12 protein-coding genes are annotated in these 12631 nt (G+C 70.8%); 2 read left to right on the top strand and 10 right to left on the bottom strand.

Annotated features, from left to right (window positions below; genetic code table 11):
• Positions 1-5: 5 nt before the first annotated feature.
• Positions 6-959, top strand: coding sequence for a trypsin-like serine peptidase (locus VGD70_RS19190; RefSeq protein WP_331083172.1), 954 nt, complete (start codon positions 6-8; stop codon positions 957-959).
• A gap of 637 nt (positions 960-1596) precedes the next feature.
• Positions 1597-3270: an endonuclease/exonuclease/phosphatase family protein gene (locus tag VGD70_RS19185; RefSeq protein ID WP_331083170.1), complete on the top strand. Its 1674-nt coding sequence runs from the start codon at positions 1597-1599 to the stop codon at positions 3268-3270.
• On the opposite strand, the gene VGD70_RS19180 is transcribed toward VGD70_RS19185, so the two are convergent.
• The 10 genes from VGD70_RS19180 to VGD70_RS19135 all read right to left on the bottom strand — a co-directional run bounded on the left by VGD70_RS19180 (position 3267) and on the right by VGD70_RS19135 (position 12564).
• Positions 3267-4382: an MSMEG_0565 family glycosyltransferase gene (locus VGD70_RS19180; protein WP_331083167.1), complete on the bottom strand. Its 1116-nt coding sequence runs from the start codon at positions 4380-4382 to the stop codon at positions 3267-3269. The two genes, VGD70_RS19185 and VGD70_RS19180, sit on opposite strands and share 4 nt — an antisense overlap.
• Before the next feature lie 8 nt (positions 4383-4390).
• Positions 4391-5215, bottom strand: a complete 825-nt coding sequence (locus tag VGD70_RS19175; RefSeq protein ID WP_331083165.1) for a carbon-nitrogen hydrolase family protein — start codon at positions 5213-5215, stop codon at positions 4391-4393.
• Positions 5216-5218: 3 nt separating this feature from the next.
• Positions 5219-6079, bottom strand: a complete 861-nt coding sequence (locus tag VGD70_RS19170; protein WP_331083163.1) for a carbon-nitrogen hydrolase family protein — start codon at positions 6077-6079, stop codon at positions 5219-5221.
• Positions 6076-7446 (bottom strand): MSMEG_0567/sll0787 family protein, encoded by a 1371-nt coding sequence (locus VGD70_RS19165; protein WP_331083161.1) that lies wholly within the window; start codon positions 7444-7446, stop codon positions 6076-6078. The genes VGD70_RS19170 and VGD70_RS19165 overlap by 4 nt, the downstream gene beginning before the upstream one ends.
• A 2-nt stretch (positions 7447-7448) precedes the next feature.
• Complete coding sequence (locus VGD70_RS19160) at positions 7449-8531, bottom strand: MSMEG_0568 family radical SAM protein (protein ID WP_331083160.1); 1083 nt, start codon at positions 8529-8531, stop codon at positions 7449-7451.
• A gap of 166 nt (positions 8532-8697) precedes the next feature.
• On the bottom strand, positions 8698-9222 hold the full coding sequence (locus tag VGD70_RS19155) for a hypothetical protein (protein ID WP_331083158.1): 525 nt from the start codon (positions 9220-9222) through the stop codon (positions 8698-8700).
• Between the two features lie 240 nt (positions 9223-9462).
• Positions 9463-9975 (bottom strand): MSMEG_0572/Sll0783 family nitrogen starvation response protein, encoded by a 513-nt coding sequence (locus VGD70_RS19150; protein WP_331083156.1) that lies wholly within the window; start codon positions 9973-9975, stop codon positions 9463-9465.
• A 45-nt stretch (positions 9976-10020) separates the two neighbouring features.
• The gene (locus VGD70_RS19145) at positions 10021-10803 is read right to left on the bottom strand and encodes an amidohydrolase family protein (protein ID WP_331083154.1); all 783 of its coding nucleotides are present in this window, start codon (positions 10801-10803) and stop codon (positions 10021-10023) included.
• 133 nt (positions 10804-10936) lie between these two features.
• Positions 10937-12283: an MSMEG_0569 family flavin-dependent oxidoreductase gene (locus tag VGD70_RS19140; RefSeq protein WP_331083152.1), complete on the bottom strand. Its 1347-nt coding sequence runs from the start codon at positions 12281-12283 to the stop codon at positions 10937-10939.
• Positions 12280-12564, bottom strand: coding sequence for an MSMEG_0570 family nitrogen starvation response protein (locus VGD70_RS19135; protein WP_331083150.1), 285 nt, complete (start codon positions 12562-12564; stop codon positions 12280-12282). The genes VGD70_RS19140 and VGD70_RS19135 overlap by 4 nt, the downstream gene beginning before the upstream one ends.
• Positions 12565-12631 lie beyond the last annotated feature (67 nt).

Genomic DNA, 12631 nt, shown 5'->3' with positions numbered 1-12631 from the left:
CACAGTTGAGAAACCACAACGGAAGACGCCGCAGGACCGTGGCGTTGACGCTCGCGGCGGCCGGTGCCGCGGCCGCGGTCCTCACGTCGCTGGCCACGGGTCCCGCCGCCGCGTCGCCGGCGGCGACGCCCCAGCCCGCCGGCCTCACCATGGTCAACGGCGCCGGCAAGACCGTCACGTTACCCGCGGCCGCCGCGAACGCGCTGAAGTCCGCGGCTGGTCACACCGGCAACGCCGGCAAGACCGACGCCGCGAAGGCGAAGCCGGGCGCGGGCGCGCCGAACTCGGTCATCGGGCCCGACGGGCGGGTGCAGGAGTACGCGCCGGCCAGCTTCCCGTGGGGGGCCATCGCCCACCTGGAGACCAACCAGGGCGGCTGCACCGGCTTCATGCTCAGCCGCGACGTCCTGGTCACCGCCGGGCACTGCGTGCACTGGAACGGCAGCTGGGTCACCTCCTACACCGTCACGCCGGGGCGGACGGGCAACAGCAAGCCGTTCGGCACCTGCAGCGGTGGCATCAACGACGTCTGGACGACCGGGAACTGGATCAACGGCTACCCGTCGGACTACGACTTCGGGCTGGTCAAGCTGACCTGCGACGTCGGCTACTCCACCGGCTGGTTCGGCTGGTGGTACAACACCGGTGAGAACCTGGCGAACCAGTACTTCTACGTCGAGGGCTACCCGGGCGACAAGCCGTACGGGACGATGTGGTGGGACGGCGACTACACCTACTCGCAGACCGCCAACAAGCTCTGGTACTGGGTCGACTCCGCGGGCGGGCAGAGCGGGTCACCGGTCTACCACTACGACTCCGTGAGTCCCGGGCTGTGCGGCGGCTGGTGCGTGACCGGCATCCACACCAACGGGGTGGCCGGCGCGAACCCGGCGAACAGCGGCACCCGGTTCCGGCCGGAGGTCATGTCGTTCATCAACTACTGGATCTCGCAGCCGTAGGGCTTCGGGCCGGGTACGGGAAACCCTCCCGTGCCCGGCCCGGGTGCGACCAGGCAGTGCCGGTGCGACGTCCTGTCCGTACGAAGGCTGACTGCCGGGCTAGCACCTCAGCCGGCTGGGGCCAGTCGAGGCTGTCGTGGCCCAGCAGGTCGGGGAGCGTGGTGGTGCTCCACCGCGAGGTCTCCCGGCGAGGCCGCGGAGCAGGCGATGGAGTGCGAGTTCAACTGCCCCAGCGGCGCGATCCGGACCCGGCTGCTGGAGCGACGCCGACCCACCGGCCGCGACACCTGAAGGCGGAGACCGGCGCAACCTCGGGTGGGCCGGACGGGGCAGGTGCTGCCGCTGCCCGGCCTACCCCGCGTGAGGGATTTCCCGGCTGGCACCGGCGTTTCCGCACGTGCCGGCGGGTTTCCCGACGAGGGTGACCAAGCAGCCGCCGCGACGTCGCGGCGGGACCGTCGCGACCCGTTATCCCTTGGTAGCTCCCCGCGTCCCAGCGTGGAGCGTTCGCGAGGGAAGGGAAACAATGGGTATCTCCAGATACCGGTTAGCCGCGGGCACCCTGCTCCTGTGCCTGTGCGTGACCGCATCCGTCGTGGCGCCTGCATCCGCCGCGACCGTGGTCAGCATCCACACATTGCAAGGCACACAACGCAAGTCGACCTACACCGACGTCACCGTGACCGGTGTGGTCACCGGGATCCGCACCGGCACCGCGGGCGGGTTCTGGCTCCAGGAGACCAGCCCGGACACCGACGCCCGCACCAGCGAAGGCGTCTACGTCTACACCGCCGCCACGCCGAACACGGTGGTGGGCAACAAGCTCCAGGTCACCGGCCGGGTCTCCGAGTTCTACCCGGGCGGCACGTCGGCAGGCGGCCAGTCGCTGACCGAGCTCACCCAGCCGACCTGGACGACCGTCTCCACCGGCAACCCGCTCCCCGCCCCGGTGGTGCTCACCGACGCGTCGATCCCCAGTGCCTACACCGCGTCCGGGAACCTGGAGAGCCAGACCCTGGCTCCCTCGACGTACGCGCTGGACCTGTTCGAGTCGCTGGAAGGCATGCGGGTTCAGGTGAACAACGCGCGGGTGGTGGGCGCGACGACCCCCTACGGCGAGCTGTTCGTCACCGCCAAGCCCGCGCAGAACCCCACGCCGCGCGGCGGCACGGTCTACGGCTCGTACGCGGCGCAGAACTCCGGCCGGCTCAAGGTCGAGTCGCTGGCCGGGGGCACGTTCCCACAGGCGAACGTGGGTGACGTGGTCACCGGCGGCACGGTCGGACCGCTGGACTACGACAACTTCGGCGGCTACCTCATCGCCGCCACCCAGCTCGGCCCGGTGCAGAACAACGGCCTGCCCGCCGAGCAGACCACCGCGCAGGCGGCGGCCGAGCTCGCCGTCGCGACCTACAACGTGGAGAACCTCGACCCCGGCGACCCGCAGACGAAGTTCGACCGGCTGGCCGCGGGCATCGTGACCAACCTCCGCTCGCCCGACATCGTTGCCGTGGAGGAGATCCAGGACAACAACGGCCCGGTCAACGACTCGGTCGTCGCCGCCGACCAGACCTACGGCAAGCTCGTCAACGCCATCACCGCCAAGGGCGGGCCGACCTACACCTACCGGCAGATCAACCCGGTCGACGACCAGGACGGCGGCGAGCCCGGCGGCAACATCCGGGTCGGGTTCCTCGTCAACCCGGCCAGGGTCACCTTCACCGACCGGGCCGGCGGCACCTCGACGGCCGCGGTGTCGGTGGTGAACAACGGCGGCAAGGCGCAGCTGTCGTACTCGCCGGGGCGGGTCAGCCCGGCGAACACGAACTGGTCGGCCACCCGCAAGCCGCTCGCCGGCGAGTTCGTGTTCCAGGGCAGAACGGTCATCGTGATCGCCAACCACTTCAGCTCCAAGGGTGGCGACCAGCCGCTGCACGCCCGCACCCAGCCGCCGACCCGCGGCTCGGAGACCAAGCGGGGCGCGCAGGCCGGCGTCGTGAACACGTTCGTGAAGCAGATCTTCGCGGTGCAGGCGGACGCGCGCGTGGTGGTGCTCGGGGACATCAACGACTACGAGTTCTCGACGACGATGTCGAACCTGGTGTCCGGCACCGGCATGGTGGACCTGATCACGACCTTGCCGGCGGGCGAGCGCTACAGCTACGTCTACGAGGGCAACTCCCAGGTTCTCGACCACATCGTCACCAGCTCGTCGTTCGTGGGCACCGGCTATGACGTGGTGCACGTGAACGCCGAGTTCGCCGACCGGGCCAGCGACCACGACCCGCAGGTCGTCCGGCTCAAGCCCTAGCTACCAGGCGGTGGTGGGGCCACCGGCCCCGCCACCGCCGGTCGGCCTGGGACCAGCGAGCGGTAGAGCTCCAGGTGGGCGGCGGCCGCGGTCTGCCAGCTGTAGCCCGCGGCCAGGTTCTGGCCGGCCTCCCGCAGCGACTCCGGGTCCTCGGCCGCGGCGCGCAGCTGGCCGGCGAACCCGGCCGGGTCGGCCGCGAACCGGGCCACGCCGTCGAACACCTCGCGCAGCACGGGAAGGTCGCGGGTGACGAGCGGCACCCCGGCGGCGAGCGCCTCCATGGCGGCGAGCCCGAAACCCTCCTTTGTGGACGGAAAGGCGAACACGTCGGCCGCCGCCACCAGGGACGGCAGCTCGTCGTGGTCCACCGGGCCCAGCACGATCGGGTGGACGCCCAGCTCGGCGGCGCGCTTGTCGAAGCGGGTGCGGTAGTCCCGGTAGTCGAACAGGGTCTCCCCGCCCGCGATCACGAGCCGCCGGGAGGTCCCGTGCATCAGGGCGTAGGCCTCGAGCAGGTCCACGGTGCCCTTGCGCGGTTCGATCCCGCCGACGGCGAGCACGTAGCGGCCGAGCCGGTCGCGCCAGCGCCGGCGGTCCGGGGCGGCGGCGGGACCGGCCGCGGCGGCGAACCGCGCGGCGTCGACCCCGTTGGGGATCACCGTCGCGGTGAGGCCCCACCCTTCGGCGAGCTCCCCGGCCACGGCGGCGGAGACGCAGACGTGTGCGAACGGTCGCGTGATCGCCCGCTCGTGGCAGGCCACCAGCTCGGGCGTGGTGAAGTGGTCGAGGTGGTGCACGGTCCGCACACAGCGGGACACGGCGTTGGCGCTGATGCAGTCCTGCGCGTGCACGACGTCGAACCCGGCCGGGTCGAAGGCCGCGCGCAGCGTCTCGATGGACCGCAGGATCCGCGGGCCGACGCCCTCGCCGTCGACGTCGGGGAACCGCACGATCCGCTGCCGGACCCGCGGGTCCACCGCGCGGAAGAAGCCGCTGTCCCCGCCGCGGCCCAGGGTCCACACCGTCACGTCCTGACCGGCCTCGGCCAGCGCCTCGGCGAGCGCCAGGGTGTGCACGACCCCGCCCCGCGGCCTGGTGGAATAGCTCAGCAAGGCGATTCTCAACGATACGTCTCCGGTTTCCGCTCATCGAGATGCCGCAGAACCCGTCGGGCGTTGGCGATCTCGGCGGCCACGTCCAGCTCGGCCACCGCGATCCCGGCCTTGCTCCACGTGCGGGCCAGGATGTCGCCACCGGGACCGACCACCTTGGCCTGGCCGAGGAAGCGCATCCCGCCCATCGCCCCGGTCTGGTTCGACGAGACCAGCACGAACTGGTTCTCCGCGGCCCTGGCCTGGTCGTAGAGGTCGAACAGCCGGGACTGGCGGTCCTGGGTCATCCGCGGCGCGCGGTTGGTGATGCTCGTCGGCCACGCGGACAGGCAGGCCACGATCTCGGCCCCGTCCAGGGCCAGGCTGCGCGCCGACTCGGGAAAGGTCTTGTCGTAGTCGATGAGCATGCCGACCCGGCCGGCCGGGGTGTCGAACGCGGCGAACGACTCTCCCGCCGAGTACGCGGCCACCTCACCCGGCGGCTGGTGCACCTTGCGGTGCCGGCCGAGCACGCCGTCCCCGCTCAGGCAGACCGCCGCGTTGTACCGTTCCTCCCCGTCGGCCTCGCAGTAGCCCACGCACACCACCATCTCGGCGGCGAGCGAGGAGACCTCCTTGAGATACGGATCGTCCGCGGCCAACGCCGGTGGCAGCGCCTCCGTGTCCGGATGCCGCAGGTCGGCCAGGTAGCCGCCCAGCGCCGCGTCCGGCAGCACCAGCAGCGAGACGCCCGAACCGCGGGCGTGGTCGATCAGCGTGGCGATGCGCTGCAGGTCGAAATCGAGGTCCCGGCCGAAATGCGCGGCCACCGCACCGATACGCGTCAAACCCATGTCTCAGTATCTCGTCACGGCTAGTTCCGGCTCGCCGCCACCCAGGCCTGGATACGCGTCGGGCCGCCGGTCACCCAGGTGTCCCATGGACCGCCGCGCGGCCTCCAGCGCCCGCGGCACGTCGAGCTCCGCGACGGCCATCCCCTCGGCGACCCCGGTGCCGGCGATGATCTCGCCGCCGGGGTCGACCACCTTGGCGCTGGCCACGAACCGCAGGTCGCCGAAGACGCCCGACTGGTTCGCCGAGAGCCAGACGATCTGGTTCTCCAACGCCCGGGCCCGGTCGAACAGGTCGAACCTGCGCGTCCACCGGTCCTGCGCCAGGTCCGCCGCCGGATGGGTGCGGCTACCGGGCCACGCCGACACGCAGACCACGATCTCCGCGCCGTCGAGCGCCAGGGACCGCGCCGACTCGGGGAACGCCTTGTCGTAGCAGATCATCATGCCGAGCCGGCCGACCGGCGTGTCGAACGCGGCGAACCCCTTGCCCGCCCGGTAGGTGGCGTCCTCGGACAGCGGCTGGTGGACCTTGCGGTGGTTGCCGAGCACGCCGTCGCCGCTCACGCAGACCACGCTGTTGTACAGCAGGCCGTCCGCCTCTTCGCAGTACCCGGCGGTCACCACCAGGTCGCCGGCCAGCGCGGCGAGCCCGCGGATCTCGGGTCCGTCGACGGCCAGGGCCGGCGGCCCTTCCGCGCCGCCGTCGAGGTTCGCCAGGTAGCCGCCCAGGCAGGCCTCCGGCAGCGCCAGCAGCGTGACCCCGTCGGCCCGCGCCTGGTCGATCAGGCGCGAGATCCGCGCGATGTCCGCTTCGAGGTCGCGGTCGAACGGCGCCGCCACCGCGGCCATTCTCAATGTGGTCATGAACGGCCCAATCCCGTCACCCCGGCGTCGATCACCCGGGTCTGTTCTCCATCCGGCCAGCGCAGCGTCACGCCGCTGCCCGCGACCAGCTCCCCGCATTCGGCGCTCACGGCGGGCCCGGCGTCGAGCGGGTCCGTGGTGAGCATCGCGAACCCGGGAAAGCAGGTGAGCCAGTCGCCCACCGTCGCCCCGGCCGGGCGTGGCACCTCCGCCACCTCCAGCACCGCGCCGCACCCGCTGGCTTCGGCGAGCATGCCCAGGGTCCCGGCGGTGCCGGCCATGGACACGTCCTTGGCGGCCGCCGGGCGGGCCCGCGCGACGGCGCCGAGCATCGCACGCAGTTCGGGAGTCCGCCTCGACGTCGTGGAGTCCCACTGCCGCCCGGCGTATCCCGGCCGCCATCGGCCGCCGAGATCCGCGGTGAGCCAGACCCGGTCCCCTGGCTTGCCGCCCCCGCCCGGCACCGGGTCCGCGGCGCGGCCGAGCGCGGTGACCGACAGGCTCGCCGGCACCCCGAGCTGCGTGTGCCCGCCGAGGACCGGCACGGCGTACGCCTCGCTCGCCCGCCGCAGACCCGCCAGCACCCGGGTGGCGAAGGAACGGTCCCGCGCGCCGAGAGCGTCGAGCAGCCCGACCGGTTCGGCGCCCATCGCGGCGAGGTCGTTGACGTTGACCAGGACCGAGCACCAGCCGGCCCACTCGGGGTCACGCTCCACCATGGACGGCAGGATCGCGTCGCACGCGGCCACGAGATCGCTGCCCGGCACCGGAACGCCGTCGTCGCCGACGAACCCCGGCACCCCGGTCAGCCCGCCCAGCAGCCCGCCGAGGTCGCTCTTGGTGGCCTTCGCCAGCGCGGCGATCCGCCCGATCGGCCAGCGCATCAGCACGTGGGGTGTCCCGGCCACGGTCACCGGCCGGATCGGCGCCCAGCCCAGCGTGGTGAACAAGGCTTCGTTGCGGGCCTGCACGGTGGCTTCGAACCGCAGCACGCCGGCGTTCTCCGCGTACGCGCAGGCCGCCCGCACCAGCGCCGGGCCGATCCGGCCGCGGCTCGCCGCCCGCACCACCAGCCGGCCGCCGTTCCACCACCCGAGATCCGGGCCGTCGTCGACCGGTCCGAGCCGCACGCCGCCGAGGACGGTGCCCTCCCGGTCGCGGGCCACCAGGACGACGGTGCGCGCGTCGTCGTCGCGGGCGTCCCGGTCGTGGTCGGCGAACAGGCCCTGCTCGTGCACGAACACCTCGCGGCGCACCGCGTGGTAGGCCGCGAGCGTCGCGGTGTCGGTGGCCTGCTCGATCCGGAACGCCGGCTGCCGCGCGACGCTCGCCGGATCACCCAGCAAGGTGAGCACATCGGGAATCACGGTCAGCCTCCCGCCGCGCTCAACGCACTGCACGCACCACAGGCCGCGCACCCGGCGCCCTGGTCGGCCCCGGTCATCCCGGCCGTCCGCAGCAACCGGGCGACCCGGCCGGTGACGTCCGCGACCAGCGCGGGCGGCGGGGTCTCGGCACCGTCGCGCCTGGCCAGCGTGCCGAGCATCGGACGCATCGGCACCACGAACGGGTACACGCCGCGGTCGATCAGCCGGGCCGCACCCGCCACCAGGTCGTCGGGGTCCTCGCCGAGACCGATCAGCAGGTAGGTCGACACGCGGTTGCGGCCGAACACCCGCACCGCCTCGTCCCAGGCGGCCTCGTACTCCGCCAGCGGGACCGTCGACTTGCCCGGCAGCCATTGCCGCCGGATCTCGTCGTCGAGCGACTCGATGTGGATCCCGACCGAGGTCGCGCCCGCCTCGTGCAGGTCGGCGAGCACGGACAGCTCGCCCGGCGGTTCGATCTGCACCTGGATCGGCAGGCCCGGCACCGCGGCCAGCACCGCCCGCACACAACGCACGAGATGCCGCGCGCCACGGTCCGGTCCGGCGGTGGTGCCGGTGGTCATCACCATCTGCCTGATGCCGTCCAGCCGCACGGCGGCCTCGGCGACCTCGGCCAGCTGCGCGGGCGTCTTCGCGGCCACGGTCGAACCCGCCCGCAGTGACTCCTCGATCGCGCAGAACCGGCACCGCTGGTCCTCGGCGTACCGGATGCAGGTCTGCACCACCGTGGTGGCCAGGACGTCCCGGCCGTGCAGCAGCGCGATCTGCTGGTACGGCACGCCATCGGCGGTCGTCAGGTCGTAGAACCTGGGCCGGGCCACCGGTTCGACGGACAGCCCCAGGTCGAGCCGGTCGTTGAACACCCGTCCGTCCCGGATGGTGTAGGGGCTCTCGGGGTTCAGGGGCAGCGCCGCGTTGGCGCCGTCGATCACCACATGTCCGTCATCGCTCGGGCCGGCGCCCTTGCTGCGTCGCACCGGGGCGTCCCAGCGAACTCCCTGCACGGCGAGATCCACCCGGGCGGCAAGTGTCGCCTCTGCCTGCTCATCTGTGTCAGCGCGCACGACCACTCCTCGAGACGGTTTGAATTTCAGTGAACACAAGGGGTATTTCTGCTTCGTGACATCCGGAATACGGCTGGGTTAGTGGTGTTACGGAGACATTTCACGACGAGACGTGCGCCGGGGCGGACGCATCGTAACGCCCGCCCCGGCCGGTGAACCTCCGTTATCAGGGAATCGGCTTGCCGAGCGCGAGCAGGGCGGCCGGCGCGAGGAACGTGTAAAGAGAAGTGATGGTGAGGATCGCGCCGAGCACCTTTCCGGGCAGCTTGCCGTACGTCGTCGCGGCCACCGAGAGGAATGCGATGAACCACACGACCAGAATCGACTGCAGCATCCAGCTGCCGTCGAAGAACTTCCACCAGAGCAGCGGCACGATCGCCACCGGAACGGCCAGGTTGCCGACCGGTTGCAGGTCGAGCCCCTTGATCAGGGTCACGCCGAGCGCGGTGAAGAAGGTCGCGTAGAACGTCACGATGCCCGCGAGCGGAATGCCCACCTCGTCCGGCGCCCTGGCGATGATCACGGCCGCCTGCACGCCGTCGACGATGCCGGCGAGCAGGGTTACCCAGCCGACGGTCTTCAGCGGGTTCGGACCGTAGTCCGCCCCTTTCGTACCAATACCCAGAAACGCGAGACCATTTAGCCATACAGCCAGTCCGGAGACGACGAAGATTACGGTGATTGGCGGCACTGTGTTTCCCTTCATAGGGTGAGAGAGATTCAGCGCGGCCGCCCGGTGCCACCGTCGTGGTAGAATCGGAGTTGTCGCGGCCAACGCCCGCGCCCGGCGGGGGAGAGGCAACTCAGGTCCGCCGGGCCTTCTGGTGGAGGGTTTACTGCGGCAATTGGCGCGGGCTTCCGGGCACACCGGACGTACCAGGTCCGGGGTGTCCGGAAGCCCACGTTCCAGGGAGAGGCGAAGTCGACAGGGCTACCACATGTAGGTGGAGTTGATGATCGCTCCCTTGCGGGCGTAGTGGATCAGCGCGTCCTGCACGTCCAGCGGGTGGGTCGGGATGACGCCCTCGATCAGGTCCTCCTCCCGCAGCCCGTGCAGCGAAAGACCGAACCGGCAGCAGAACACCTTGCCGCCCTCCTTGATGAAGGTCTTCAGCTGGTCGTTGATGTTGTGCTCGCCGGGGAACGCCGAGTTCCCGGTGGTCGGGAAGCCCCGGGTCGCCATGGCGTTCATCGCACCCGGCCCATAGAAGTAGATCGCCGTCTCGAATCCCTTCCGCAGCGCGCGGGTCGCCTGCAGAATCGCGACGAAACTCACCGACGACTCGTGCGCGATACCGTGCACCAGCGTGAAATAGGACTGGCCCGGGTCCGCCTGGTAATCCGGGAAAACCTTGGTCCCGCCGTACAGGCTGGAGCCCTCCGGGAGAGACGGGTGCGGGATTTCGTTCAGGCTCGTCTGCTCGGTCTCGGTCAACTCGGACACGCATGCTCCTCTTTTGTTTGACAGGATGTTGTTTCCACTACGGTGTCATCCGTAGAGCTTTTCGAAGGTGCCGCGGAAGGCGAGCTCCGCCAGTTCCCCGGCGCCGGCCGCGGCGTGCAGCCGGGCGTACTCCCCGGCGTGGTCGCCCCATGGCTCGTCACTGGCGAACAGGACGCGGTCGTGGCCGACGCCGCGCCGGTCGATCTCCTGCGCCAGCCAGCGGGGCGCGAAGCCGATCGACCAGGACAGGTCCGTGTAGACCCGCTTGCCGGCCTCGATCCAGTCGAAGAACCGGGTCCCGATGAGCTTGATGTGACCGCTCATGCCGCCGCCGAAATGCACCAGGTGCAGGGCGACGTCGTCGCCGTAGGACTCGACCAGCTGCCCGACCTCGTCGATGTCCGAGGCGGCACCGGGCGAGGTGTGCACGTGTACCACCAGGTCGTGCTCGCGAGCCGCGGCGAAGATGGCGTCCAGCCCCGCGCGACACTCCGGTGCGGCCGCCCGCCCGCCGAGCAGGAAGCTGAGCTTGAGTGCCCGGACCCCCGGTTCCCCGGCGAGCGCCAGCGCGCTCGCGGTCCGCTCCGCGTCGCGGGGGAGCGGCGAGACCCACAACCCCGCGCGGATCCGGTCGTCGTGGGCGGCCGCCTCGACGCAGAGCTCGTTGAAGGAGAAGGCGACCTCGGGATCGGGCACGCCGTAGTTCGGAATGACGAGCGCCCGTTCGGTGCCTTCGGCGTCGAGATCCGAAATCAGCTCGGCTATGGTCGAACGCGCGTTGACGTCGGGTCGTACCGCGGGGCCCCCGTAGAACGGGTAAGCAGGCATGACACCGATATGTCGGTGCGCATCAGAGATGCCTCGGTCAGCCATGAGGGAATCCTGTCCATAACTCATGTCGAAATGATGTAATCGAGAACAAATCGACGTTTCCGATGTTTCGGATACGTGAACGCTTCCCCTATGCGACCGTTCGGGGGGCGGTCCAGTATTCATCGCTGGGGAAGGTGCTGTCGGGAGTTCCGGCGATCCAGTGCACTTCACTTCCGGCGCCCGGCTTGGCCACGGACTGCACGGTCTGGATATAGGAGGCGAGATATTCGGCGTCCGCCGCCACGCCGCAGAACCGGCCGGAACCCCACGTGTACTGCCAGGGCAGGCCGATGAAGTACAGGCCGGGGCGGCTGGTGACCCCCCGGTCGTGGGTGGGATAGCCGCGGCCGTCGAAGACGGGCACCTCGATCCACCGGTGGTCGCGGCCGAATCCCGTACTCCACACGACGGACGTGATCCCCGCCGCCTCGAGGTCCACTTCGGACGGTCCGGTGCGGGGTTCCCACCCCGGCACGTACCGTTCCTCGGCCGGCGCGTCGATGCCCGCCGCGGCCAGGTAGTCGTCGATCGAGTCCTTGATCCCCTCGGAGACCGCGTCGGCGCCGTCCAGGTTCTTCTTGAGGTCGTCCGCGAACCGCAGCCTGGCGCCGTCGATGCCGGTGAGCCTGCCGTGCAACCGCATGCCCTGCCGGGCGAACGCGCGCAGGTCGATGTCGTGGCCGCCGTCGCGTCCGGTGACGTAATGGTTGGCACGGAACCGAACGGCGTCGGCGTCGGCGAACTGGTCGATGCCGCGCCGGTAGTAGCCCATGTCCTCGAGCCAGGCCACCACGTCCCGGCCGCGGTAGAACCGGGCGACGCGAGGTGCGCTGCCCACCGCGAGATGCACCCGGCGGCCGGCCAGGTGGAGATCCTCGGCGATCTGGCAACCGGACTGGCCGGTGCCCACCACGAGGATCTCGCCCGGCGGAAGCTGGCCGGGGTTGCGGTATTCCGAGGAGTGCAGCTGCGTGATGCCCGCCGGCAGGCGCTCGGCCATCCGTGGCTTCAGCGGCACCTGGTAGGGGCCGGTCGCCAGCACGACCTGGTCGGCGGTCAGCTCACCGGCGGTCGTGGTGATCCTGAAGCCGAGGTCGGCGTCCTGCCGAAGCCGGGTCGCGGTCACCCCCTCGGCGAGCGGGGCATCGAAGGACTTCACGTAGTCCTCGATGTAGCGCGCGATGTCGTCGCGCACCATGAAACCGTCCGGATCCTCGCCCTGGTAAGGAAAACCGGGCAGCTGGCACTGCCAGTTCGGGGTCACCAGGCAGAAGGTGTCCCAGCGCCGGTTCCGCCACTCGCCGCCGGGACGGTCCCGTTCCAGCACGACGTGGTCGACGCCGGCCCGCGTGAGGCAGTAGCTCATCGACAGGCCGGCCTGACCACCCCCGACGACGACGACCGAGCGGTGCGAGCCGGCCAGCTCCGCGTTCATCGCTCGAACTCCAGCAACCGCACGCTCGCGCCCTCGCCGGTGAACCGTGCGGCCGTGTGCTCGATCTCGGCGAGCTGGGCGAGGGCCTGCGAGCAGCCGTAACCGTAGATCCCGCGCACCCGCTCCGACGCCGCCGACAGTGCCTTCCTGCTCCGGTCGACGAATTCCGCCACCGGATAGGAGGTGCCGGCTGAGAAGAAGTCCTCGACCACGGTCGAGGGCGAGTAGCACCGCTGTTCGGACGCGTCCGGCCAGCGCACACGGAACAGAACCTCGGGCACGGGTTTGCCTCCCTGCACTGCTGCGATCAGAGACCAGACCGTCGGCGGTCCACCCCGGAACGGCGGT

Origin of the sequence: Actinophytocola sp., assembly GCF_036402745.1 — a bacterium.
Lineage (GTDB): Bacteria > Actinomycetota > Actinomycetes > Mycobacteriales > Pseudonocardiaceae > Actinophytocola.
The sequence above is the reverse complement of the archived record's forward strand: the minus strand, read 5'-3'. Positions and strand labels throughout refer to the sequence as shown.

Excerpts from the sequence above, each read along its gene's own strand:
- VGD70_RS19175 (WP_331083165.1), bottom strand. The coding sequence starts at position 5,215 with ATGGGTTTGACGCGTATCGGTGCGGTGGCCGCGCATTTCGGCCGGGAC.
- VGD70_RS19170 (WP_331083163.1), bottom strand. The coding sequence starts at position 6,079 with ATGACCACATTGAGAATGGCCGCGGTGGCGGCGCCGTTCGACCGCGAC.
- VGD70_RS19145 (WP_331083154.1), bottom strand. The coding sequence starts at position 10,803 with ATGCCTGCTTACCCGTTCTACGGGGGCCCCGCGGTACGACCCGACGTC.
- VGD70_RS19140 (WP_331083152.1), bottom strand. The coding sequence starts at position 12,283 with ATGAACGCGGAGCTGGCCGGCTCGCACCGCTCGGTCGTCGTCGTCGGG.